We start from the raw sequence: 24,406 nt of genomic DNA, 5'->3' as shown, positions 1-24,406 counted from the left end.
GACGACCGAGATCACTCGCGTCTTCCGGTGCCCGCGCTGATGCCGCCCCCTGCCCGGCGTCGGCGCCTTGCGGCGGCACCCGCGCCCGCCCCGCGCCCCGCCGCCCGCTACGCTCGCCCCGTGACCACCCCCGCCGCACCGCTGACCTGGGCCGACCTGCCGACCGCCACGCGCGTCGAGGTCGTCCGGCTCGCGGGCCGCGGCGAGGCGCACCCCGACCCGGCCGTGCGCCGCGCCGCGCACGAGTGGGCGACGATGCCGAGCTGGTCGTCGCGGGCGAACCGACTGCCGGGGTGGACCCTGCCCGCCGCCGCCGCGGTGCTCGGCGTGCTGCTCGTCGTCGTCGGCCTCGCCGTCGACGCCCCCTGGCCGATGATCGTCGTGCTGGTCGCGGCCGCCGTCGTCGCCCTCGTGCTCGGCCTGCTCGGAGCGAACGCCCGGTCGTCGGCCGCCGCCGTGCGCGCCGTCGCAGGCCAGCCCTGAGCTGACCGCCCCGCCGGCCGTCGCCCGCGCCCGACCCCCTGGCCCCGGCTCCGGCTCCGGCCCTGGCCCTGGCCCGTGCCCTCGGCCCGGCCTCACCCCCGCAGGCACCACCCCGCGACGAGCTCCACGGCCGCCCCGAACTCCGCGAGCCGCGGCCGGTCGAGGAAGGCGTGCCGGGTGCCCGGCAGCACGTGCCGCTCGAGGTCAGCCCCCGACGCCGTGAGCTCGCGCGCGAACGCGTCGCCCGAGGCCCGCATCGAGTCCGCCTCGGCGTCGACCATGAGCGTGCGCGGGAACCCGGCGAGGTCCTGCCCGCCGGCGAAGGCGTGCCGCTCGGCGAGCGCCGCGGCGGTGCCGGCGTAGTTCCGGTTCATCAGGTCGAGCCCCCAGCGGGAGTGCGACAGCCGCCGGTGCCCGCGCACCGACCGCTGCAGCGCCCGGTCGACCGGCAGCACGGGGTGGAAGAAGCCGTAGCCGAGCACGACCCCGCGCGGCGCCGCCCCCTCATCGATCGCCCTCAGGGTGGCGGCCGCGGCGAGGCAGGCCCCGGCGCTCGCCCCGCCGATCAGCGCGCCGCCGGGCGTGGCCGCCGCGACGCTCCGCCAGACCGCTGACACGTCGTCGACCGGCCCCGGGAACCGCGTCCGCCCGCGCCCTACCCGCGCGACCCGCCCGACGAGCGGCCACGGCGTCAGCCGGTAGTCGACCGTGACCACGCCGACCCCGCGGCGTGCCAGGGCGGACGCGACCTCGTGCGCCTCCGGCTGGTCGAGCCCGCCCCGGAAGAACCCTCCGCCGTGGGCCCAGACGAGCACGGGGGCCGACCGCGCCTCCTCGGGTCCGTCCCCGGCGGGCACTGCCGCCGCATACCGCCGCACCGGCACCCCGGCGACGACGTCGTCCACCGGCGCGGGGCCTGAGGGAGTCGCGGGCCCCGCCCCCGGAGCACGCCCCGCCCCCAGCCCGCTCACCCGCGCAGGACGGACGCCCGCGCCGACTCCCGCTCGGCGTCGGTGATGACCCCGCGGGCGTGCAGGTCGTCGATCTCGGCGAGGCGCGCCTCGACCGACTTCTCGGGCTGCAGCACCGACGAGTCGCGGAGCTTCGCGGCGAGCTCGGCGTCGAACGTCAACGGGTTGATCCCCCGACGCCGGGCCGACACGACCTTGACCACGATGAGCACCACCATCGCGACGACGATGACGCCGATGACGAAGCCGGCGAGCGTGACGCCGGTGTCGAAGGCGCCGGGGCTGGAGCCGGGGAGGACTGCGAGAGCTGGTGACATCGCCTCAGTCTCGCAGGCCCCGACCGACCGGTCCACGCCCCGGTCCGCCCTCGGGGCCCGCCGAGTGGTCACGAACTGCTCCTCCCGGCGCCCGGGAGGAGCAGTTCGTGACCACTCAAGCCCGCGACGTCGACTGCCAGCCCGGTCAGGGGAACGCCCCCTACGGTCGCCGACGACCGCCTCCCCCGACCCTGAGGAGCCTCGTGACCGACGTGACCGTCCCCCTCGGCCAGACCGCCCGCGTGCTCGAGCTGAGCTACACGACCCTGAACCCCGACAAGCCGTTCGTCGAGGCGACGCTGACCTTCCACGACAACGGCTCGTACCGCATCGTCTCCGCCGGCGAGGACCACTTCGGCTCCTGGGTGTCGCTCGACGCCCGCACCGTCGTCTTCCTGTCGTGGCCGTCGCCCGACTGGGACGACGACGTCGCGATGCACACGCTCGCCTTCGCCGACGACGGCACCTTCACCCAGGAGCTCGTCCGCCAGGGGGGCACCGTCAGCCACCAGGACGGCACCTGGTCGGAGACGCCCCTGCCCTGACCCGGCCCGCCCGCGGCGACGACGACCGGGCGGACCATCCGGTTCGGATGACTTGCGCAGGCGCTACCGGGGGTCTGCACATCGGGGGCCGCCACGCTGTGGCCATGCCCGACTTCAAGCGCCTCCTGGGCGCCGCCGCGAAAGCGCTCGGCGACTCGTCGTCCTCGCCCTCCTCTTCTTCGTCGTCCGCCGGCGGGCCCGGCGGCTCGCGCCCCGGCTCCGGCACGGACTGGCGCGACCTCGTCCGCACCGCCGCCGACAAGCTCACGGGCGACGAGCGCCAGCAGGGTGCAGGAGGCGCGGGCCAGGCCCCCGGCCGCGCCCCCGGTCAGCAGCCCCGCCAGTCCGTCCCGTCGGCGGGGCAGTCCGCCCCGCAGGCCCGGGCCTCCGAGGCCGACCGCGTCGCGCTCGGCAAGTACGACTACCTCCTGCGCACGGCCGAACCGGAGCAGCTCGAGCAGGTGCACCGCGACGCGTTCGCGCGGCTCACCCCCGAGCAGCGCGAGCTCGTGCAGGCCCGCCTCGGCGAGGAGCTGCCCGCCCACGAGCAGCCCCGCAGCGGCGGCACCGACGACCTCGCCCGCGCGGCGACGCGGGGCGAGACGGCGCACCCCGGGCTGATGCAGCGGGTGTTCGGCGGCGGGTCCGGGGTCGGCGGCGCCGGGGCCGGCACCGGCACGGGCACTTCGGGCTCGGGCTCCCGCACGGGCTCGGGCGCCGGGACGTTCGCGGCGGGCGCGGCGGCCGGGGTCGGCGTCGCCGCGCTCGGCGGTCTCGCCCTGACGGTCGCGGCGGGTGCCGCGGTCAGCAGCGTGGCCGCGCCGCTCCTCTCCGGTGCGCTGGCGGACGGCGTCGACTTCGGCGGCCTGGCGGAGAACTTCGGGCTGGAGGGCATCGCCGGGCTCGGCGAGGGCCTCGGCGGCCTCACGGAAGGCGTCGACGGCCTTGCGCAGGCCGGCGAGGAGGGCCTCACCGGCCTCGGCGAGCAGGTCGGCGGCCTCGGCGAGGGCTTCCAGATCCCCGGCCTGGGCGACCTCTTCGACCGCTGACGCGCCTCCCCCTGCCCATCCAGGCGCCTCGATCTGGCCCCTCGGCCCCCGCAGAGCCTCAGCTCGAGGCACCTCGTCGCCCCCGCCCCACACCAGCGCCGCGCCCGCGCACCTCAGTTGCCATTTTGAGGGGTTCAGCAGCCCGCTGGCCCCCACAATTCGGCAACTGACCGCACCGACCGGGGCCGGCCCAGCCCACACGCCTCACGCCCCGAGCGCCCCCAGCGTCCCGATCCGCGCCTGCACCGCCACCGCCGCCGCCCCGCGTGCCCACGCCCCGAAGTCGGCGGCGCCGGTCAGCACCCGCACCTCCGACGCGTCCGGGTCGCGGTCGGCGGCGATGCCCGCGCGCAGCTCCGTCGCGGCGACGGGCACGTCGACGAGGCCGACGCCCTCGCCCGACAGCACCACGGTGCCGACCATCGTGAGGTTCGCGACCGCCGCGATCATCCGGCCGAGCGAGCGGCCGGCCGTGCCGACGACCTGCACGGCGACCGGGTCGCCCGAGGCGGCGAGCGCCAGCAGCTCGTCGTAGCTGACGGGCCGACCGAGACCCACCGCGGCCGAGGCGCACATGCTCGTCGTCGACAGCATCGCCGTCGAGCAGCCCCGGTGCCCGTCGACGCAGATCGGCCCGGTCGGGTCGAGGGGGACGTGCCCGCCGAGGCCGAGGCCCGTGTCGGGCGTGATGACCTGCCGCCCGTGGACCACCAGCCCGTAGCCGACGCCGGCCCCGACCGTCACCACCGCGAAGTCGTCGACGCCGCGCCCGAGGCCGAACCAGCGCTCCGCCTCGGTCAGCGCCACGACGTCGTTCTCGACGACGACCGGAACCCCGAGCCGCTCCGCGAGCATCCCGCCGAGGTCGACCTCCCGCCAGGCGAGGAACGTCGCCCGCAGCACCGTCCGCTGCCCGGTCACCTTGCCGCCGATGCTCACCCCGACGCCTGCGAGGCCCGCGACGCCCGTGACGCCGCCGCTGCCGCTGCCGCTGCCACCGTGCGAGCCCGCCGTGAGCGCCTGCACCACCGAGACCAGCGCCTCCACCACCTCCGCCGGCGACCGACCGGCCAGGTCGGCGACGTGCTCGCCGAGCGCCCTCGCGCGGAGGTCGGTCAGCACGCCGAACGCCTGGTCGCCGGTCAGCTTGACGCCGACGAAGCGCTGCAGGTCGGCCTGCACGTCGAGCGGCCTCGCCGGCCTGCCGACGGCCCCGGCGAGCTCGACGGCGCCCTCGACGAACAGCCCGCTGTCGAGGAAGGGCCTGCTCAGCCGCGTCAGGCTCGCGGGCGACAGCCCCAGCCGACGCCCGAGCTCCGCCCGCGCGATCGGCCCGTGGATGAGCACCTCGCGGACGAGCTCGCGACCGGACTCGCTCAGTGCGGGCTCCGTCGTCGCCATGGGCACCCTCCTGCGTCGTCGCGGCCGCGGGCGGACCCACGGAGGCCGCAGAGACGCGGCCCGCCGAGCATATCTTCCGCTGCGGACAGAAAGGAGGCGCGGAGAGGGTCCCGACGCCGACTTGACACCCCTATTCCTTCCGTCATAGAACTAACACATGCAGCGCCGCACCGATGCCCTCACGCCCGAGCTCCACCTCCGCCAGGGAGGCACGAGCGTCGTGCTCGACACCTCGGGCGCCGGCCTGCCGAGCATCGTCCACTGGGGCCCCGACCTCGGCGAGCTGAGCGACGCGGCCCTCGCCGGCCTCGTGCTCGCCTCCCGCCCCCAGCGCACCTCGGGCGCGATCGACGAGCCCGCCCGCCTGACGCTCCTGCCCCTCGAGTCCGACGGCTGGCAGGGCACGCCGGGGCTCCTCGGCAGCCGCGCCGGCGCCTCCTTCTCGCCCGCCTTCACCGTCACCGACCTCGACGTCCGCGAGACCGACGCCGCCGACTCCGACGCCTCCGGAACCACCGCCAGCAACGGATTCGCCGGCACCACCACCGGCACCCCCACCGCCGCCCCCGGCATCGCCGGCTCCCCCGGCACCACCGTCACCGTCACCGCCGACGACCCCGCCGCCGAGCTGCGCCTCGTCGTCACCCTCCGGCTCGACGTCCACGGCCTGCTGCACCAGCGCCTCCGCCTCAGCAACACCGCGGCGGGCTCGACCGGCGACGACGCCCGCGGCCTCGACGCCTCGGCCGCCGCCGCCCTCGACACCGCCGCGACCTACGAGCTCGGCGAGCTCGCCGCCAGCTTCCCCCTGCCGCACACGGCGGGCGAGGTGCTCGACACGACGGGCCGCCACCTCCGCGAGCGCACGCCCCAGCGCCACGCCCTGACGGTCGGCCGGTACGACCGCGAGAGCCGCCGCGGCCGCCCCGGCGCCGACGCGACCCTGCTCGTCGCGACCGGCACGCCCGGCTTCGCCTTCGAGCGCGGGCTCGTCCACGCCGCGCACCTCGCCTGGAGCGGCAACCACCGCGTCAGCGTCGAGCGCATCGTCACGGGCGCGACGCACACCCGTCTCGCCGAGCTGCTCGCTCCCGGCGAGGTCCGCCTCGGGCCGGGCGAGAGCTACGAGACGCCGTGGTCGATCGGCTCGTGGGGCGACGGGCTGACGCAGCTCTCGTCGCGCTTCCACCGCCTCCTCCGTGCCCGCCCCGGCCACCCCTCGACGCCGCGCCCGGTGACCCTGAACACGTGGGAGGCCGTCTACTTCGACCACGACCTCGCCCGGCTCACCGCCCTGGCCGACGCCGGGGCCCGCGTCGGCATCGAGCGCTTCGTGCTCGACGACGGCTGGTTCCACGGCCGTCGCGACGACACGACGTCGCTCGGCGACTGGTGGGTCGACGAGACGGTCTGGCCCGACGGCCTGGCGCCGCTGATCGAGCACGTCACCGGCCTCGGCATGCAGTTCGGCATCTGGGTCGAGCCCGAGATGGTCAGCCCCGACAGCGAGCTCGCGCGGGCGCACCCCGACTGGATCCTCGGTCCGGGCGAGGGCCGCCTGCCCGCCGTCGCGCGCCAGCAGCAGGTGCTCGACCTGTCGAACCCCGACGCGTTCGACCACGTCCTCGGCCAGCTCGACGCGCTGGTCACCGATCACGACGTCGCCTACCTGAAGTGGGACCACAACCGCGACCTGCTGGAGGCGGGGGCCGGCTCGCCCGCACGGCCGGCGGTCCACGAGAACGTCGTGGCCCTCTACCGCCTGCTCGACGAGCTGCGCACGCGGCACCCCGGCCTCGAGATCGAGAGCTGCGCCTCCGGCGGGGCCCGCGTCGACCTCGGCGTCCTCGACCACACCGACCGCATCTGGACGAGCGACTGCATCGACCCCGTCGAGCGCCTCGTGAACCAGAAGCACACCGGCCTGCTCGTGCCGGTCGAGCTGATGGGCGCGCACGTCAGCGGCCCCCGCTCGCACTCGACCGGCCGTCGCCACGACCTGTCGTTCCGCGCCGGAGTCGCCCTGCCCGGCCACTTCGGCGTCGAGTGGGACATCAGCTCGCCCGACGTCGACGACGCGACCCTCGACGAGCTGGCCGCCTGGATCGCCGTGCACAAGGCGCACCGCGACCTGCTGCACACCGGGGCCGTCGTGCACGCCGACCTGCCCGACGCGGGCACGGACCTCCGCGGCGTCGTCGCCGCCGACCTCGGCCGCGCGTTGTACACGTTCACGCAGGTCGCGACGAGCGCGAGCTACCCGCCCGGCCCGGTCACGCTGCCCGGCCTCGACGACGACCGCGACTACCGCGTGGCCCTCTCCGGCCCGACGGCGCCGCTCGCCGGGCCCGGCCAGTCGCCGCTCGCCTGGGCCCTCGACGGCGTCGTGCTGAGCGGCCGTGCCCTGCGGCTCGTCGGCGTGCAGGCGCCCGTCCTCTTCCCCGAGCAGCTCGTGCTGATCGAGGCGGTCGCGCTGTAGCCCGCAGCCCCGGGGGCCTCGGCGACGGGTCAGGCCTGCGGGAGGCGCGGTGCGGCCCCCTGGGGAGCGGGCCGGTCGAACCGCGCCCCGCCCGGCTTCGGCCCGAGCACCGACAGGATGAAGATCACGAAGCCGCCGAGGTACGGCACGAGGTTGAGCAGGATCAGCCACCCGCTGAGGTCGACGTCGTGCAGGCGACGGACGCCGATCGAGAGCCACGGGACGATCGTCGCGAGCCCGAGCAGCGCGAGGACGATCCCGAACGGGTAGAAGCCGGGGCCCGGCTGCGAGGTCCCGTCGACGGCGGTCGTCGCCCCCGCTGCTCCGGCGATGCCTCCGCCGATGCCCAGGACGACGTAGACGACGGTGTTGACCAGCACGGCCCACCAGTACTCGCTGCGGCTCGCCCGCCCCGAGAACGTCGCGTACTTCTGGAAGAAGCGCTTGATCGACTCGACCGGCCCCGCGCCGTACAGGGGCGCCCAGAGCGGCACCGTGCCGTCGGCGGCCAGCGGGACGGGGGTGCCGTAGAGCGGCTGAGCCGGCGCGACCGCCGCGCCGGACTGCTGGCCGTAGGGCTGCTGCTGGCCGTACTGCTGCTGGCCGTAGGCCGGCTGGCCGTACGGCGGCTGGCCGGAGGGCTGCTGCCCGTACGGCGACTGCTCTCCGTACACGTGCTGGCCCGAGGGCGCCTGCGGGCTCAGCCGCGGCTGGCCCTCCGCGGGCGGCGATCCGTACGGCCAGCGAGGCGCCTCCCCGGGCTGCTGCCCCTGCTCGCCGCCCTGTCCCTGGCCCTGGCCCTGCCCGCCCTGGCCGTTCCGTCCGTCGTCGCTCATGCTCGTTCCCCCCTGCTCGTGTCGCACCGTGCGACGTCGCCAGGGTACCGATCCGAGAGAAGCTCGTGCGCCCCGTGGCAAGCTGGGCCCATGACCGACCGCGACCTCCCCGGCCTGCTCGCCGCCGCCTCCGTCGACCCCGCCGTCTTCGCGCTCCGCCCCGACTACCGCGCCGCGCTCGTGGCCGTCGACGGCATCGTGCCCGGCGCGAGCGACGACGAGAGCGAGGCGCTGCTGGTCGCCGCCGAGCAGGTCGCCGCCGACGCGCTGCGCGAGCGCCCCGTCGACGAGCTGCCGCACGTCGCCGCCTGGCGCGACGCGTACCGGGCGTTCGGCGCCAAGCCGCAGCGCACGCGCAACAGCGCCGAGGCCCTGATCCGTCGTGCGGAGTCCGGCCTGCCGCGGGTGAACCGCCTCACCGACCTCTACAACGCGGTCTCGGTCTCGCACGCCATCCCGCTCGGCGGCGAGGACCTCTCGCGCTACGTCGGAGCGCCCCGCCTCGTCCGCGCCGTCGGCGACGAGACGTTCGAGACCACGGCGGGCGGCGAGCTCGTCGTCGAGCACCCCGACGCCGGCGAGGTCGTCTGGTGCGACGACGAGGGCGTCACCTGCCGCCGCTGGAACTGGCGGCAGGGCCCGCGCACCGCGCTCCGCGACGACACGACGTCGGCCCTGTTCATCCTCGACGCGCTCGACCCGCTCACCGACGACCAGCTGGAGGCGGCGGTCGCCGACCTGGAGCAGCACCTGACCCGGCTCGGCCCCGACGTCCGCACGGCCCGCCGCGTCATCCGAGCCGACTGACGTGGCCGACCCCGGCGACACCGCCGCCGCCGCCCTGCCCCAGGGCTGGGTGACGCTCGGCGAGCGCCGTTGGTGGACGCCCTGGGCCGGGGTCCAGTGGTTCCTCCTCGTCCTCGTCGCCGTCAACGTCATGCAGATCGCGTGGTTCCTCACCCGGCTGCTCGACGTGCCCTTCACCGGAGGCCTGGCGGCCGCAGTCCTCGTGCCGATCGTGGTGGTCGTCGCCACCGTCCTGGTCCGAGCACACCGGTGGCCGGTCGCCGCCGTGTCGCTCGGCTCGGACAGCCTGCGATCGGGTGCCCGGACGGTCTCGCTCGCTGCCGTGGACGCCGCGCAGATCGGCGTCGTCCGACGGCGCGGCCGCCCGTCGATCGTCACCCTCCGCCTCTCCGCCGGGAAGGCGGCCCGGGCCGAGGCGGTCCTCCGAGACCACCGAGGGCAGGCCCTCGACGACGATCGCCGACTCGTCCTCGTCGAGGCCCTGCACAGGTCCTCCGTCGCCGTCCCCGTGTCGCCGGACGACCCGACGGGCAGGTTCACCCGACTGAACTTCCCCGCGCACCTCGACGGCGACGCCGCGGTCGCGATGGCCCTCGACCCCGGAGCGGCTGACGCCCTCGTCGAGCCTCGCCGCCTGTACCAGCGCTGACGCGCGGCCCCGCGCCTCCCCCGTTCATCGAGGTGACCCGTTCCGGGCCCTCACGCGCGCCGAGCACCCACGACGGGGCACCTCGATGCCCGCAGGCGCGCGCTCCGCGCCGCGCCCAGCCCCGCGCCTCCTACAGCCAGCGCTTGAGCCGGAACGCCCCCCACAGCCCGCCGCCGATCGCTGCCATCAACCCGAGCGCGAACGGGTAGCCGAGGGCCCAGTGCAGCTCGGGCATCACGTCGAAGTTCATGCCGTAGATCGCGCCGACGAGGGTCGGGGCGAAGAGGATGGCGGCCCAGGCCGAGATGCGCTTGGTGACCTCGTTCTGGTCCTGGGCGACGAGCGTGGCGTTCAGCGCGAGCGCGTTCTGCAGCACGGCGCGGAAGGTGTCGGCCCGGTCGACGACGCGGATGACGTGGTCCTGCACGTCGCGCAGCCGCCGCTCGAGCTCGGTGCCGAGCCCGTACTTCTCGCCGCCGCGCAGCAGCCCGTCGAGCATCGCGATCAGCGGCCGCGACGCCTTCTGGAAGTCGCTGACCTCGCCGAACAGCTCGTAGATGCGCCGCGCGACCCCGGGCGCCCCGGAGAACAGCTGCTGCTCGATCTCGTCGATGTCGTTCTCGAGGCCGTCGATGACCGGCTTGTAGGCGTCGACGACCGCGTCGAGCAGGGCCCAGAGCATCGCCTGCGGGCCGGCTCCGAGCAGGTCGGGCTTCGTGCGCAGCCGCGAGACGCTGCGGGCGACGTGCCGGGCGTCGATGTGCGAGACGTGGTTGATGCCGATGAAGAAGTCGGGCCCGACGAAGCCGTGGATCTCGCCGAACGCCACGGTCTCCTCGTCGTCGAGGTAGACCGCGGGCCGCACCACGACGAAGAGCGTGGTGCCGTACCGCTCGAGCTTGGCGCGCTGGTGGCCCGAGCCGGCGTCCTCGACGGCGAGCTCGTGCAGGTCGAAGCGCTGCTGCAGCGAGGCCAGCTCGGCGGCGTCGGGCTCGCTGAGCACGACCCACGCGGTGCCGCCGGTCTCGGCGAGCGCCGCGTACGTCTCGTCGAGGGTGTCGTGCGAGGCGTGCAGGCGGCCGTCGACGTAGACGTCGTTGATCTGGAGGGGCATCCGGCCAGTCTCCCAGAGCGGGGGCCGGCCCCGAGGAGGCGCGGGTCGAGCCCCCGAGGAGGCACCGACCCAGCCCCTCGAGGACGCGCGGCGGCTCAGTGCCCGGCCGCGAACCGCGTCTGGACCTGCGAGGCCGTCTGCGCCGAGTTGTTGTAGATCGTGCTGCCGTCGACCTGGCCCGCGAACCAGCTGCTGGTCGGCGCCGACCCGAGGCCGGTCAGCGGCACGTAGCCGACCCGCCAGTAACCCGACGAGGCCTGGGCGGTCTTCGAGGTGGTGTCGGTGACGACGGCCTGGCCGTCGACGTAGATCACGACGCCGGCGGTGCTCGAGAGCGTCGCGACGACGTGGTGCCAGGCGCCGTCGTTGTAGGCGCGGGGGGTGACGGTCGTCTTGACCGTGCTGGTCGTGGGGCGGACGCCGAGCGCGAGGGCGCCGGTGTTCGTCATGTAGAGGGCGCGGTCGGTGGTCGTGGTGGTGCCGGTCTGCGCCGACGAGAAGCCGACGAGCGCGCCGCCGCGGGTCGTGGTCGTGCGGAACCACGTCTCGGCCGTGAAGGAGGGCTGGCCGCCGAGCATGACGGCCGTCGTGACCTGGCCCGACGTGCCGTCGAGCTGGAGCGACGGGCTCGAGTTCGCCGCGCACGAGCCGCCGACGAACGAGGCGCCGGAGCTCAGGGTGCCGACGCGGGCGAAGGCGCTGCCGTCGGTGGTGGTCGTGCCCGACGTCTCGTTGTACGAGAAGCCGAACGAGGTCTGGTCGTTGTACGCGTCGGTCAGGCAGTCGAAGGTCGACGCGGCGCCGAAGGCGCTCGACGGGTTCGCGACCTGGGCCGAGAAGGCGGCGCCGGCGCCGCCGGAGACGACGAGGGTCACAGCGAGGCCCGAGACGAGGCCGACCACGGCGAGCGTGCTGCCGGCGACCCGGAGCCGGGCCGCGCGACGGACGCTGCGGCGGGCGGCCACGCGACCGCCGGCGAGGGCGACCGGACGGCGGGAGGTGCGGGGCGACTCCTCGGGGCCCTCCAGGCCCTTGAGCAGGTAGCGGTCGGCGCGGGCGCCGAGCACGAGCAGCATCAGGAGGCTGCCGGTGACGAGCAGGTGGCCGGTCTGGCCGGCCTGGGCCCAGACGAAGGGCGTGCCGAGGTAGGGCACGCGCAGGTAGCCGACGCCGACGACCGCGTCGCGGGCGACGGGGGTGCTGTCGGCCTGCGGGTTGGCGTCGCCCTTGGTGACGATCGTCGTGCCCTCGCCGTTGTCGAGGTAGCGGTGCAGGCGCAGGTGGTCGGCCCGGTCGGGGTCCTGGAAGAGGAGCACCTGGCCCTGGCGGATCGCCGACTCGGCGACGGGCTTCGCGACCACGATGTCGCCGGGGTGGATGCGCGGCTCCATCGAGCCGGTCATGACCGTCGTGGGGGTCCAGCCGATCACGGCGGGGACGGCGGCCCAGAGGAGGAGGCCGACCACGGTGGCGAGGACGGTGCGCGAGAGCACCCCGACCAGCAGGCGGAGCCAGTGCGACCACGACCGCGAGGCACGCCGCGACCCGGCGACCTGCGCCGCGGCGGTGGCCGGGCTGAGGAAGTCGAAGGTGGTCATGGCGTGCCTCGTGGTCTCGTGGTGCGTGCGTGGTGCGTGCGTGGTGAGTGCTGTCGTGCTGCGGTGCGGTGCTGCTGTCGTGCTGCGCTCCGGGTCGGGCGGGGCGGTGCTGCGGTGGTGCGTCGGGGGCGGTGCGGTGGTGCTCGGGGTGGGCGTGCGACCGGCGAGGTGGGGGGCCGGGTGGTGCGGTGGTGCTGTCGTGCGGTGCGGCGTCGCGGGCGATCGGGCGTCCTGCGGTGCTGCTGCTCCTCCGGCCGGCTCAGGGGGCCGGAGGAGGTCCTCGCCGCCCGCCCCGCGGGGGGTCGGGGCGGGCGGCGAGGTGGGGCCCGTCGCGACGCAGGGGGGAGGAGCGGCGACGGGAGTCGGTGGAGCGGTCAGCGGTCGGGGCCGCCGGCTGTCGGGGCCGGCGGCCGGGCGACTAGCTGTTCTGCGCCTCCCAGGTGAGGGCGATCGCGGCGGTGCCGCCCTGCTGGGCGTTGGTCGCCGCGGCGTTGACCGTGTAGGTCACCTGGTAGGTGCGGACCTCGGGGGTCGTGCCGCCGACGGTGGCCCAGGTGCCGACGCCGTTGCCGTAGTTGGTGGCGGCGGTGCTGAGGCCGGCGACCGTGCCGGAGTAGACGGCGCCGGCGGCGCCCTGGGCGGGCGTGTAGCCGGTGCAGGAGCCGAAGCCGCCGCCGGTGCCCTGCGTGATGTTCAGCGTGATGTTGTCGCCGAGGGCCTTGGTGGTCGAGTAGCTGCTGCTGTAGAGCTTGACGGCCGAGGCGAGCGAGCCGGTCGAGGTGACCGCGATGCACTTGGAGCCGGTCGAGCCGGGCTTGAGGTTCGTGGCCTGGAACATCGCGGCGCCGGTCGAGCCGTCGGCCGTGGTGCCGCCGTCGTCGTCGGTGAGGGCGACGCTGCCCGCGGTCCAGTTGCTGGTCGGGTTGGCCGTGGTCGACGAGAACGCCGAGTAGGAGGCCTGCGAGACGACGAGGCCGGAGGCGACGAGGGCGGCGGGGATGGCGATCCAGGCGGCGAGGCGGGCGATGCGGGGGGTGGGACGCGACATGGGGAGCTCCAGGTGGTTGGGGTGGAACGGGAAGTTGGGGGGAGAGCCTCGGAGAACAATTTGCTCGGTATCCGAGTGGTTGGCCTCTCAAGTGGTACGACAATCAAGTTACTTGCCATCCGAGTAGCACGCAAGCCGAAGCATGCCCCCACTCAAGGGGACATGGCTCGACGGGTGAACTACTCGTCATCCGAGCTATGCTCGTCGTCGAGGCAGTTCGCTCCCCGCCCTCGGCGGGCGTCGACCTCGCCCCTCGTCGTGACCCCCCGCACCGTGTCGCCCCGCACGCTCGCGCACGACCCGCCCCCGAGGCCCCGGAGCCCACCCCATGACCGACGTCTCCCCCCAGCCGCCCGCCGGCACCGCCCCTCCCCGCCACGACGACGGGCTGCTCGACGTGTCGGGCGTCCTCGACGCGTTCCGCGCCCTGCAGAAGGAGAACGAGCGCGTGGAGCGCCTCGTCGCCACCTACTACGGCATCGGCACGAGCGACCTGCGCTGCCTCCGCTTCGTCGGCGAGAACGCCGCCTCGACGCCCAAGGCCACCGCCGAGGCGCTCGAGCTGTCGACGGGTGCCACCACGAGCCTGATCGACCGGCTCGGCGCCGCCGGCTTCGTGCACCGCGCCCCGCACCCCACCGACCGGCGCAGCGTCGTGCTCGAGCTGGCCCCCGCGGGCCGCAAGGCCATGGACGAGATCGACGAGTTCTACCGCGGGGCGTTCCGCGACGCGGTCGATCCGCACCACCTCGACTTCCTGGCCGCGGCGATGCGCGCGATCGGCGACTCCCTCGTCCGGTCGGCGGCGCAGGCGGACGCCGACCTGGCCGCCCTCGCTGCCGGTGCGGCCGAGGGCTCGGCGCAGGCACCGGCCTCGTCCGACTAGCTCCGCCCCGGTCGGCGCTCCTCGCGGCCGGGCCCTCGCGCGCAGCCGGTCGTAGGGTGGCGCGATGACTCCCTCCGACGTGCTCATCGACGCCTTCTCGCGCCTGCCCGCCATCGCCCGCTCGGCCGTCGACGGCCTCTCGGTCGACGACCTCGCCTGGCGGGCCGACCCCGAGGCCAACACGATCGCCTGGCTCGTCTGGCACACCGCGCGCGGTCAGGACGTGCAGGTCGCCGACCTCGCGGGCAGCGACGAGGTGTGGTCGGTCGACGGCTGGGTCGAGTCGTTCGGCCTGCCCTTCTCCCCCGCCGAGATGGGCTACGGCATGTCGCCCGCCGACGTCGCCTCGGTGCGGGTCGAGGGCGACCTGCTCGTGGCCTACCTCGAGGCGGTCACCCTGCGCACCCGCGGCTACCTCGACGACCTGGACGCCGCCTCCTGGGACGACGTCGTCGACGAGCAGTGGGACCCGCCGGTCACGGCGGGGGCGCGGCTCGTCAGCATCCTCGGCGACTGCCAGCAGCACCTCGGCCAGGCGTCGTTCGTGCGCGGGCTGCTCGACCGCCGCTAGCCCGGCCACCCCGTCGAGCCCGGGGAGGCGCGGGTCGGCCTGCGCGGACCGCCTGCGTCGTCAGCGGAGCGACTCCGGCAGGCAGCTCGTCGGCACCGTGAAGCCCAGCCGGTCTGCCACCTCGTCGAGCCGCGCCCGCGCCCTCGCGTGGTGCTCGAGGTAGATCGGGTCGACCAGGGCGAAGGCGCGGGGCGAGGTGTCGGCGTGCACGACCAGCCGCCACAGGTCGAGCTCGTCGGCGGCGTCCTCCGTGTCGGAGAGCCGGCGGGCCAGCTCGGCGAGGTCGTCGTGCGGCACGGGCGGGTCGTGCTGCTCGGCCCAGGTGCGGAACTCGACGGGGACGGTGACGACGCCGTCATCGTCGAGGGCGTCGCGGACGGCCCGGCGCAGGGCCGCCGGATCACCACGCGGCCCGGGGACGACGTCGTGGGCGACGGCGACGAGCCCCCCGCCGACCGTGGCTCCGAGGACGGCACCGGCCGCGAGCGACGCCCACTCGTGCAGGTGACCCACCTCGCGGGTCACCGCGACGCCGATGAAGGCCCCGGCGAGCGTCGCTGCGGCGTACAGCCACCGCGTCGACCACCGGGTGGGCTCGGCGGCCCAGCCCCGACGTCGGAGCTCCCGTTCCACGGCGGCCGTGGACACCCCCGGGGCTGCGACGAACCAGCACGACTCCTCGTCGTCACCAGGGATGCTCACGAACGCCGTCACCGGTCCACCTCGGCGTGCCGGCGAGACGGCACGTAGCCGGTCTCGGCCGCGACGGCCGCGAGGTCGTCGACGGCGGCGGCCTCGGCGGCGAGCAGGGCCGCGACGGCTCGGGCGTCGACGTCGCCCTCGGCGCCCTCCGCCTCGTCCGCGTCCGAGCGGGTGACGTCGAGGATGTCCCACCGCGCGGAGCGGAGCTCCTCGACGAGCCCCACGGCCGCGGTGACGCGCCAGACCGCCTCGACCGGGGTGTCGTCGCCCAGCCACGAGAGCACGTGACGCGGCACCGGGACGACCTGCGCCGAGGGAGCGGGGCCGACGAGGTCGGGCGCGGCACGGTCGGTGACGCTGAACGCCAGGGCGATCGCGCCGACGAAGACGGCGAGGACTCCGGCGCCCCCGAGGGACGTCGCGCCGAACTCCTCGGTGAGGGGCAGCGCCTCCACGCCGACCACGACGGCGACGCCCCCGATCGCCAGGGTGACGACGAAGACCACCAGCGGCGTCCACCGCAGCACGCGCCGCGCGCGCCCGACGTTCGTCGGGGCCGCCGACCGGCGCAGCTCGGCGACGGCGTCGGCGGCCGCGTCGGGCGTCAGCGCGGGGTCGACGACGTACCAGCGCCGGCGGTCGTGGACGAGCACCGGCACCAGGCCGGGGCGTTCACGGGTCGGGGGCACCTCGCGAGCCTAGGGGCGGTCCCGCCTCCGTGACGCGGGCGGTGTGGGCCGGCCGACCCGCGCCTCCCTCGGGCCCCCCGCACGCGGCGACGGGCGCCCACCTCGTGAGGTGAGCGCCCGTCGGGTGCCGTGGTGCTGCGGGGTCGTTACACGCCCGCGCCGGCGAGCCGGTCGAGCAGGGCGTCGCCGGAGCGGGCCTCGATCATCTCGGCGTCGATCTCGGCGCGGTCGAGCAGCTCCTCCATGCGGCGGCGGCGCTGGCGCGTGATCAGCGTCACGACCGTGCCCTCCTTGCCGGCACGGCCCGTGCGGCCCGAGCGGTGCATGTAGGTCTTGTACTCGTCGGGCATGTCGGCCTGGACGACCAGCTCGATGTCGTCGACGTGGATGCCGCGGGCGGCGACGTCGGTCGCGACGAGCACGTTCACGCGGCCGCTGGTGAGCATCTGCAGGTTGCGGGTGCGTCGGGCCTGGTTGAGGTCGCCGTGGAGGCTGGTGGCGCGGATGCCCGCGTCCTCCAGCTGGTCGGCGAGCTGCTCGGCGAAGGCGCGCGTGCGGGCGAAGACGAGGGTCTTGCCCGGGCCGGAGGCGAGCTGCTGGATGACGGCCGTCTTGTCGCGCTGCTCGATCAGCAGGACGCGGTGGTCGATCGTGGCGCTGGCCTGGTCCTCGCCGGCGACCTCGTGCACGGCGGGGTCGACGAGGAACTCGTCGACGAGCTTCGCGACGCCCTTGTCGAGGGTCGCGCTGAAGAGCAGCTTCTGGGCGCGGTCGCCGTTGGGCTTCACGTCGGCGGTCTCGCGGATGATGCGCTGCACCGGCTCGAGGAACCCCAGGTCGCACATGTGGTCGGCCTCGTCGAGCACCGTGATGGTGACCTCGCTGAGGTCGAGGCGGCCCTGGTCGATGAGGTCCTCGATGCGGCCGGGGGTGCCGATGACGATGTCGACGCCGCGGTTGATGGCGCCGACCTGGCGGGCCTGCGGCACGCCGCCGTAGACCTGCGTCGTGAAGAGGCCGACCGAGCGGGCGATGGGCTGCACGGTGCGGTCGATCTGCATCGCGAGCTCGCGCGTCGGGGCGAGGATGAGCGCGCGCGGCTTGCGGCCGGGCTTGCGGCCCTTGGCGCCGTTGTTCTCCATCAGCTTCTCGACCAGCGGAGCGCCGAAGGCGATCGTCTTGCCGGAGCCCGTGCGGCCACGGCCGAGGACGTCCTTGCCAGCCAGCACGTCGGGGATCGTCGCCGCCTGGATGGCGAACGGAGCGGCGGCGCCCATCGACGCCAGCTGGCGCTCGATGTTGTCGCCGAGGCCCAGGTCGCCGAAGCTCACGCCCTCGACGTCGGCCGCGGTGACCACGGCGGCCTGCAGCTTCTCGAGCTTGACGTCGTCCTCGGGCGAGTAGTGGCCCGCGTCGCGCTGGGGGTAGAAGTCGCTGCCGCGGTCGGAGCGCTGGGGGCGGTCGCTGCGGGAGTCGCGGTCGAAGCTGCGCTGGGGGCGGTCGCTGCGGTCGAAGCTGCGCGGGGCGCGGTCGTCGCGGTCGAACGAGCGCTGCGGGCGATCGGCACGGGCGTCGCTGCGCGGAGCGCGGTCGTCGCGGGGCGGGCGCCCGGCGGGCGAGTAGTTCTTGGGTGCACGGTCGTTGCGGCGGGCGGGGCGCTCGTCGCGGTCGTACGAGCGGGGGGCGCGGTCGTCGCGCTGGTGGCGAGCGTCGCGGTCGTAGCTGCGCGGGGCGCGGTCGTCGCGCTGCGGGCGGGCGTCGCGGTCCCAGCTGCGGGGGGCGCGGTCGTCACGGCCGCCGCGGTCGTCACGGCCGCCACGGTCGTCACGGCCGCCACGGTCGTCACGACCGCCACGGTCGTCGCGGGCCGGGCGGTCCGAGCGCTCCCAGGGGCGGCTCGGGCGACCGTCGCGGCCGGCGCGGGCTGCCTCGCGGCCGCCGTCCCGGCCGAAGCGGGGGGCGCCTCCGTCACGGCCACGCTCGCCGTTGCGGGCGTCGTGGTCGCGGGGCGCGAAGCGGCTGTTGCCGGTCTTCTCGCGGGGCTCCCAGTTGGGGCGGCCGCTGCCGCTGCGGGGGGCCTCGCCGCGGCGCTCGGCGCGGGCGTCGCTGTTCCAGCGGTCCTTGCGGGCGGGGGCTCCGGCCTCGTCGGGGCGGTGACCGCGGTGCTTGGGGCTCTTGGAGCCGCCGCCGCGGGGGCCGTCGTCGTTGCGGGCGCGCGAAGGCGTCTTGTCGTAGGGGGGCATGGTGGTTCTCTCCGGGCTTGCGCGGTGACGCGAGGTGATACCCGGGCAGCCTTTGGCCAGGACCGTTCACGTTCGTGAATTCATCTCGACGACATCCGTCGAGAATCCGGCCCACAAGACTGACAAACCCTCTATGCGTGATCGTCGCTGTACTCAGCGCCCGATCGGTTCGCGCCACAGGCGCGGTGTCTTGAGCCGACCCACCTACGGTACCCGACGCCTCCCGCCGGCGGAACCCCCGCCTCCCCCGCCCCTGTTGCACATGCCGACCATCCGCCCTGGCCGCGCCCCCTGGCACCCGGATCTTCCACTACTACAGCCCCGACAGTCGGGTTCTGCAGCCCACCGAGGCGTCCCCTTCCGAATTCGAGAGCGATCCGCCCCGCACGGCCGCCCGCCGCCGCCCGCCCCGACCAGATCCCTCTCCCATTCCGAGCGCGGCCAGCCGCGCGGCCCTGCCCAGCGCTCCGCGCGCCGACACCGTCACCGCAGGCCCCCGTCACCCCGCCGCACTCTCAAATTCGAGAGCGATACGACCCGAGCAGCCGCCACAGCCGCATGCCACGGCCCGCCCCGACCAGATCTCCCTCGCATTCCGAGCGCGGCCAGCCGCGCGGCCCTGCCCAGCGCTCCGCGCACCGACACCGCCGCACAACCCGACCATCCGCACCCACCACGGCCCCTGGCACCCGGATCTTCCACTACTACAGCCGCGACGGTCGGGTTCTGCAGCTCGACCGAGGCACCCTCCTCCGAATTTGAGCGCCATACGAGCCCGCGCAGCCGCCACAGCCGCACGCCGCCGCCCGCCCCGAGCAGATCCCTCCCGCATTCCGAGCGCGGCCAGCCGCGCGGCCCTGCCCAGCGCTCCGCGCACCGACACCGCCGCACAACCCGACCATCCGCACCCACCACGGCCCCTGGTACCCGGATCTCCCACTACTACAGCCCCGACGGTCGGGTTCTGCAGCCCGACCACGGCACCCCCTCCGAATCTGAGAGTGATCCGCCCCGCACGGCCGTCCCAGCCGCACGACACCGTCCGCCCCGATCAGATCCCTCTCGCATTCCGAGCGCGACTCAGGGCGCGGCGCGCATCCCCCGTGCGCCCCCGCACGGCGAAGGGCGCCGCCCCACCTCTCGGTGGCACGGCGCCCTCGGCACGACGAACGACCAGCTACGCCGGCGACGCCCCCGCAGCCTCACGCTCGCCGGCACCGCCGGCACCCCCGGCACCCTCCGCCGCCCGGTCGGCCCGACGCTCGCCGACCCGCTCGTAGAGGTAGTACATGACCGGCAGCACGACCAGCGTCAGCACCGTCGACGAGACCAGTCCGCCGATGACGACGATCGCGAGCGGCTGCGAGATGAACCCGCCGTGGCCCGTGATGCCGAGCGCCATCGGGGTCAGGGCGAAGATCGTCGCGGTCGCCGTCATGAGGATGGGCCGCAGACGTCGCGACGCCCCCTCCAGCAGCGCCTCGCGCACCCGCAGCCCCTTCTCGCGGTACTGGTTGACGAGGTCGATCAGCACGATGGCGTTCGTGACCACGATGCCCACCAGCATCAGCACGCCGATCAGCGACGCGACGCCGAGCGGGATTCCCGAGGCGAGCTGCAGCAGGATCGCCCCGGTCGCCGCGAACGGGATCGACACCAGCAGGAGGAGCGGCTGCAGCAGGCTGCGGAAGGTCGCCACCATGACGATGTAGACGATCAGGATCGCGATCAGCACCGCGAGGCCGAGCTGCGAGAAGGCGTTCGCCTGGTCGGCCGTCGCCCCGCCGACCACCGCGTCGGCTCCGGCCGGCAGCGAGACGTCGGCGAGCGCGTCGGAGACCTCGGTGCCCGCGCTCGACAGGTCGTCGCCCGAGGGGGTGATGGTGACCGTCGCGGTGCGGACGGCGTCCTTCGTCGTCACCGAGGTCGGCCCGGTGCTCTGGTCGACCGTCGCGACCGAGTCGAGGCGGACGGGGCCCGTGGGGCTCGGCAGCTGGATCGCCCGGAGGTCGTCGAGCGTCGCCGGCGGCGTCGGGTCGAGCGTGTAGACGTCGACCGAGCTGTCGTCGATCTCGACCGAGCCGACGCGGAACGCCTGCACGGCCTGCGAGACGATGCCGCCGACGGCGACCTCGCTGAGGCCGATCCGGGCCGCGGCGTCGCGGTCGACGGTGACGCCGATGATCGGCTGGGCCGACTGCAGGTTCGAGCTCGCCTCGGCGGTGCCGGGGAGGTCCTGCACCTCGGCCAGCACGGCGTCGGTCGCGGTCTGCAGGGTGTCGGGGTCGGGCGCCGAGACGTCGACGGTGATGTCGTTGTTCGTGCCGAAGCCGCTCGAGGCCGCCAGCTCGATCGTGCCCGCGTCGCTGACGCCGTCGAGCTGCGAGCGGACGTCGGCCTGGAGGGCCTCCTGGTCGGCGTCCTCGTCGGTCGTGATCGAGTACGTCACCGTGCTGTCGCCGCTGCCGCCGAAGAAGCTCGCGATCGAGGTGCCGCTCGAGCCGATGGTCAGCTGGACGGTGTCGATGCCGTCGACGCCCTCGAGCACGTCCTCGACCTGCGTCGCCGCGGTCGAGAGGGTGTCGAGGCTCGACGCCGGGGCGAGGGTCTGCGTCACCGTGAAGGTGTTCTGCCCGCTCGACCCCAGGAAGTTCGTCTTCATCAGGGGGATGACGGCGCCCGTCCCGACCAGCACGAGCGCCGCCGCGAGGAGCGTGACGACGGGGCGGCGCAGCGTCCCGCGCAGCACCGGCACGTAGACGCGACGCAGTCGGTCGAGCGGGGTCCGGTCGGTGGGGTCGGAGGCGGCCGTGGTGAGCGGCTCCCGCGAGCCGACCCGCGCCTCCGCGCCGACGCCGTCACCAGCACCCGCACCAGCACCCGCACCAGCACCAGCACCCGCACCAGCACCAGCACCGCCCGCGTGCTTGTGCGCCTTCGGCGCCCGCAGGAACCAGTACGCCAGCACCGGCACGATCGTCAGCGCCACGAACAGCGAGGCGATCAGCGCGATCGTCACCGTCAGCGCGAACGGCCGGAACAGCTCGCCCGTGATGTTGCCGACGAACGCCAGCGGCAGGAAGACCACGACGGTCGTGACGGTCGACGCCGTGATGGCGCCGGCGACCTCGCGGACGCCCACCGAGATGGCCTGCAGCCGGTCCGTGCCCGCCGTCAGGTGCCGCTTGATGTTCTCGATCACGACGATCGAGTCGTCGACGACGCGGCCGATGGCGATCGTCAGCGCCCCGAGCGTGAGGATGTTGAGCGTGTAGCCCGCCGCCTGGAGCCCGATGAAGGTGATCAGCACGCTGGTGGGGATGCTGATCGCGGTGACGATCGTCGACCGCACCGAGAGCAGGAAGACGAGGATGACGACGACCGCGAACGCGAGGCCGAGCAGGCCCTCGGTCGCGAGGCTGTCGATCGACTGCTGGATGAAGGGCGCCTGGTCGAAGACGACGGTCAGCTCGACGCCGTCGCCGAGGTCGGTGGCGAGGCCCGGGAGGGCGTCGCGGACGATCTCGGAGACGTCGACGGTGTTCGCGTCGAGGGTCTTGGTGACCGCCACGGTCAGGGCGTCCTGCCCGTTCACGCGGCTGATCGAGGTGACGGGCGCGCTGGTCAGCTGCACGTCGGCGACGTCGCCGATCGTGACGAGCGAGGTGCCCGACCCGCCGAGCAGCGGCAGGGCCGCGATCTGGTCGGTGCTCGTGATGCGCTGACCGGCCTGGATCGAGAGGGTCTGGCCGTTCTCGGTGATCGTGCCGCCGGGGATCAGCGTGCCGTTCGCGTCGAGGGCGTCCTGGAAGGCCTGGGCGGTGAGGCCCGCCGCGGCGAGCGCCGTCTGGTCGGGCGTGATGGTGACGCGCTGGCCCGCGTCGCCGTAGATCGACGCCTCGCGCACGCCGTCGAGCTTCTGCAGGTCGGGCACGGTCGTGGTGGTGAGGCGGTCGACGAGGGTCTGCGCGTCGGCCTGGTCGTAGCCGGTGACGGCGATCTGGATCACCGGGAGGTCGTCGAGGCTGCCCGTGACGACCTGCGTGTCGACCGAGTCGGGCAGCGAGAGCCGGTTGATCGCCGACTGGATCTTCTGCTCGGCGGAGTTCAGGTCGGTGCCGTAGGTGAACTCGGCCGACACCGTGCTCTGCGAGGTGCTCGACGTGGCCGTCGTGCCCTCGAGCCCGGGGATGATCTGCACCGCCTGCTCGATCGGCGTCGACACGTCGTCGTTGACGACCTCGGGGGTCGCTCCGGGGTACGAGCTGACGATCGCGATCTGGGGGAACTGCACGCTCGGCGCGAGCTCCTGCTTGAGGCTCGTCAGGGCGATGCCGCCGAAGACCGCGACCACGATGGTGACGAGGGCGATCAGGGCGCGGTTGCGCAGGCTGAAGACGGAGAGGAGGTGCACGGGGCTCCCGGAGACGTGGCTGGTGAAGGCCGATGAGGAGGACGTGCACGTCGTGCACCCCTCCATTGTCGTCAGTCTCTCTGGGAACGCGGCTACACGACCTCCGCCATCACCGCCCCGCGGGGCACCTGCACGCCGTCGATCCCCTCCCACGCCGCGGCGAGCGCCGCGAGGGCCCGGTCGGTCTCGTCGTCGGGGTACGAGAACGGCACGCGGAGGAACCTCTCGAACGCGCCGTCGACGCCGAACATGGGCCCCGCGGCGAGCAGCAGCCCCTGCTGCCGGGCCGCGAAGGTGAGCTGTGAGCTGACGGGCGCCCCGAGGGCGACCCAGGTCGTGAGCCCGCCGGCCGGCGACGGCACCTGCCAGCCGGGGAACGCGGAGCGCAGCCCGGCCACGACGCGGTCGCGACCCCGTCTCAGCTGGCCGGCCCGCGCCTCCAGGATCCCCTCCATGTCGCCGAGCAGGTCGGCCACGATCAGCTGCTCGAGCACCGGGGTGCCGAGGTCGCCCGCCGACCGCGCCCGCACCAGGCGGTCGACGAGGGGCCGTTCGGCGCGGATCCAGCCGATCCGCAGCCCGCCCCAGAGCGACTTGCCCGCCGAGCCGATGAGCACGGCGGGCCCGTAGGCCGCCATGGGCAGGGGCGAGGGCAGGGGCGAGGAGGCGCGGTGCCCGCCCCCGAGGGAGCCCCCGCCGAGCGGGCCCACACCGAGCGGCCCCCCGATCCGCAGCTCCGCCATCGTCTCGTCCGCGACGACGACCGTGCCCTCGTCCGCCGCGGCCTCGAGCACGCGCACGCGCTGGTCGGCCGGCATGGTCGCCCCGGTCGGGTTGTGGAAGTCGGGCATGAGGTAGGCGATCGTCGGGCTGGTGCGCCGGAGAGTCTGCATCAGGGCCGACTCGTCCCACCCGTCGCGCACCGTCACGCTGACGGGGGCGAGCCGGGCGCCCGCGCCGCGCAGCGCCTCGAAGGCGTGCGGGTAGCCCGGCGCCTCGACGACCGCGCGGTCGCCGCGGCCGACGAGCACGCGGGCGAGCAGGGCGATGGCGTGCTGCGCCCCGAGGGTGACGACGATCTGCTCGGCGTCGGTCGGCAGGCCTCGGGCCCGGTAGCGCTCGGCGATAGCCTCGCGCAGCACCGGGCGGCCGACGGTGTCGTACCCGCTGTCGGCGAGGTAGCCGCCGATGCTCGCGGCGGCGCGCTGGGCGGCCTCGGCGATGCCGTCGACGGCGGGCAGCGCGGCCTTCGTGAGGTCGAGCAGCCCGGCCGACGACGAGGCCCGCGGCAGGCTCGTGCGGGCCGGCAGCCGGACGGTGCTGCCGCTGCCGCGCACGCTCTGCACGTGCCCGGTCTCGCGCAGCGACGCGTACGCGGCGGCGACGGTGGTGCGGCTGACCCCGAGGTGGGCCGACAGGTCGCGCTCGCTCGGCAGGCGCGTGCCGACGGGCAGCCGTCCGTCCACGACCAGCAGCCGGACGCGGTCCGCCAGCGCGGCGTAGCCGGGTGCCGAGGAGGCGCGCCACGAGTCGAGCAGGGAGCCGAGGGCCCGCGACGAGACGGCCGGTCCGCTGGTGGTCACCGTGGTCATGCGGCCACACTA

General features: G+C 74.9%; 20 protein-coding genes. 8 read left to right on the top strand and 12 right to left on the bottom strand.

All coding sequences use genetic code 11. The features are described from left to right. Nucleotides 1-120: 120 nt before the first annotated feature. On the top strand, nucleotides 121-483 hold the full coding sequence (locus JOE43_RS05025; RefSeq protein ID WP_209515302.1) for a hypothetical protein: 363 nt from the start codon (nucleotides 121-123) through the stop codon (nucleotides 481-483). Between the two features lie 92 nt (nucleotides 484-575). Here the strand turns inward: JOE43_RS05025 and JOE43_RS05020 are convergent, their stop codons facing one another. Together JOE43_RS05020 and JOE43_RS05015 are read right to left on the bottom strand one after the other, a co-directional pair. Next, nucleotides 576-1,340, bottom strand: a complete 765-nt coding sequence (locus tag JOE43_RS05020) for an alpha/beta hydrolase (protein ID WP_209515299.1) — start codon at nucleotides 1,338-1,340, stop codon at nucleotides 576-578. 110 nt (nucleotides 1,341-1,450) lie between these two features. Beyond that, nucleotides 1,451-1,771 carry an SHOCT domain-containing protein gene (locus tag JOE43_RS05015; protein WP_209515296.1) on the bottom strand — a complete coding sequence of 107 codons (321 nt, stop codon included), beginning with the start codon at nucleotides 1,769-1,771 and terminating at the stop codon, nucleotides 1,451-1,453. 203 nt (nucleotides 1,772-1,974) lie between these two features. On the opposite strand from JOE43_RS05015, the gene JOE43_RS05010 reads away from it, so the two are divergent. Further along, entirely contained in the window at nucleotides 1,975-2,316 is a 342-nt protein-coding gene (locus JOE43_RS05010) for a hypothetical protein (protein ID WP_209515293.1), read from the top strand. A gap of 104 nt (nucleotides 2,317-2,420) precedes the next feature. Next, nucleotides 2,421-3,365: a cation-transporting ATPase gene (locus JOE43_RS05005; protein ID WP_209515289.1), complete on the top strand. Its 945-nt coding sequence runs from the start codon at nucleotides 2,421-2,423 to the stop codon at nucleotides 3,363-3,365. Between the two features lie 204 nt (nucleotides 3,366-3,569). Here JOE43_RS05005 and JOE43_RS05000 read toward each other — a convergent pair whose 3' ends face one another. Beyond that, nucleotides 3,570-4,766: an ROK family protein gene (locus JOE43_RS05000; RefSeq protein ID WP_209515286.1), complete on the bottom strand. Its 1,197-nt coding sequence runs from the start codon at nucleotides 4,764-4,766 to the stop codon at nucleotides 3,570-3,572. A 157-nt stretch (nucleotides 4,767-4,923) separates the two neighbouring features. Between JOE43_RS05000 and JOE43_RS04995 the strand changes: the two genes are divergently transcribed. Beyond that, on the top strand, nucleotides 4,924-7,245 hold the full coding sequence (locus JOE43_RS04995) for an alpha-galactosidase (protein WP_209515283.1): 2,322 nt from the start codon (nucleotides 4,924-4,926) through the stop codon (nucleotides 7,243-7,245). Between the two features lie 29 nt (nucleotides 7,246-7,274). On the opposite strand, the gene JOE43_RS04990 is transcribed toward JOE43_RS04995, so the two are convergent. Next, complete coding sequence (locus tag JOE43_RS04990; protein WP_209515280.1) at nucleotides 7,275-8,081, bottom strand: DUF805 domain-containing protein; 807 nt, start codon at nucleotides 8,079-8,081, stop codon at nucleotides 7,275-7,277. A 90-nt stretch (nucleotides 8,082-8,171) separates the two neighbouring features. Between JOE43_RS04990 and JOE43_RS04985 the strand changes: the two genes are divergently transcribed. Together JOE43_RS04985 and JOE43_RS04980 are read left to right on the top strand one after the other, a co-directional pair. Continuing rightward, nucleotides 8,172-8,888 carry a B3/4 domain-containing protein gene (locus JOE43_RS04985; protein ID WP_209515277.1) on the top strand — a complete coding sequence of 239 codons (717 nt, stop codon included), beginning with the start codon at nucleotides 8,172-8,174 and terminating at the stop codon, nucleotides 8,886-8,888. Between the two features lies 1 nt (nucleotide 8,889). Continuing rightward, complete coding sequence (locus JOE43_RS04980) at nucleotides 8,890-9,537, top strand: hypothetical protein (protein WP_209515275.1); 648 nt, start codon at nucleotides 8,890-8,892, stop codon at nucleotides 9,535-9,537. Between the two features lie 130 nt (nucleotides 9,538-9,667). On the opposite strand, the gene JOE43_RS04975 is transcribed toward JOE43_RS04980, so the two are convergent. The 3 genes from JOE43_RS04975 to JOE43_RS04965 all read right to left on the bottom strand — a co-directional run bounded on the left by JOE43_RS04975 (nucleotide 9,668) and on the right by JOE43_RS04965 (nucleotide 13,297). After that, entirely contained in the window at nucleotides 9,668-10,651 is a 984-nt protein-coding gene (locus JOE43_RS04975) for a magnesium and cobalt transport protein CorA (protein WP_209515272.1), read from the bottom strand. A gap of 95 nt (nucleotides 10,652-10,746) precedes the next feature. Continuing rightward, the gene (locus JOE43_RS04970) at nucleotides 10,747-12,249 is read right to left on the bottom strand and encodes a signal peptidase I (RefSeq protein WP_209515270.1); all 1,503 of its coding nucleotides are present in this window, start codon (nucleotides 12,247-12,249) and stop codon (nucleotides 10,747-10,749) included. A 418-nt stretch (nucleotides 12,250-12,667) separates the two neighbouring features. After that, complete coding sequence (locus tag JOE43_RS04965) at nucleotides 12,668-13,297, bottom strand: hypothetical protein (RefSeq protein ID WP_167261745.1); 630 nt, start codon at nucleotides 13,295-13,297, stop codon at nucleotides 12,668-12,670. 328 nt (nucleotides 13,298-13,625) lie between these two features. On the opposite strand from JOE43_RS04965, the gene JOE43_RS04960 reads away from it, so the two are divergent. Together JOE43_RS04960 and JOE43_RS04955 are read left to right on the top strand one after the other, a co-directional pair. Continuing rightward, a complete protein-coding gene (locus tag JOE43_RS04960) occupies nucleotides 13,626-14,183 on the top strand; it encodes a MarR family winged helix-turn-helix transcriptional regulator (protein ID WP_209515268.1) in 558 nt (185 codons plus the stop codon). Between the two features lie 64 nt (nucleotides 14,184-14,247). Further along, complete coding sequence (locus JOE43_RS04955) at nucleotides 14,248-14,754, top strand: DinB family protein (protein WP_209515265.1); 507 nt, start codon at nucleotides 14,248-14,250, stop codon at nucleotides 14,752-14,754. 60 nt (nucleotides 14,755-14,814) lie between these two features. On the opposite strand, the gene JOE43_RS04950 is transcribed toward JOE43_RS04955, so the two are convergent. The 5 genes from JOE43_RS04950 to JOE43_RS04930 form a co-directional block, all read right to left on the bottom strand. Next, the gene (locus JOE43_RS04950; RefSeq protein ID WP_209515263.1) at nucleotides 14,815-15,468 is read right to left on the bottom strand and encodes a hypothetical protein; all 654 of its coding nucleotides are present in this window, start codon (nucleotides 15,466-15,468) and stop codon (nucleotides 14,815-14,817) included. Next, the gene (locus JOE43_RS04945) at nucleotides 15,465-16,145 is read right to left on the bottom strand and encodes a hypothetical protein (RefSeq protein ID WP_209515262.1); all 681 of its coding nucleotides are present in this window, start codon (nucleotides 16,143-16,145) and stop codon (nucleotides 15,465-15,467) included. Before JOE43_RS04945 ends, JOE43_RS04950 begins: the two co-directional genes overlap by 4 nt. A gap of 146 nt (nucleotides 16,146-16,291) precedes the next feature. Continuing rightward, a complete protein-coding gene (locus tag JOE43_RS04940) occupies nucleotides 16,292-18,388 on the bottom strand; it encodes a DEAD/DEAH box helicase (RefSeq protein WP_209515259.1) in 2,097 nt (698 codons plus the stop codon). Between the two features lie 1,177 nt (nucleotides 18,389-19,565). Continuing rightward, on the bottom strand, nucleotides 19,566-22,802 hold the full coding sequence (locus JOE43_RS04935) for an efflux RND transporter permease subunit (RefSeq protein ID WP_209515258.1): 3,237 nt from the start codon (nucleotides 22,800-22,802) through the stop codon (nucleotides 19,566-19,568). A 92-nt stretch (nucleotides 22,803-22,894) separates the two neighbouring features. After that, complete coding sequence (locus JOE43_RS04930; protein ID WP_209515257.1) at nucleotides 22,895-24,394, bottom strand: PLP-dependent aminotransferase family protein; 1,500 nt, start codon at nucleotides 24,392-24,394, stop codon at nucleotides 22,895-22,897. Nucleotides 24,395-24,406 lie beyond the last annotated feature (12 nt).

The organism is Frigoribacterium sp. PvP121 (assembly GCF_017833115.1).
Lineage (GTDB): Bacteria > Actinomycetota > Actinomycetes > Actinomycetales > Microbacteriaceae > Frigoribacterium > Frigoribacterium endophyticum.
This window is presented reverse-complemented; position numbering and strand designations above follow the sequence as displayed.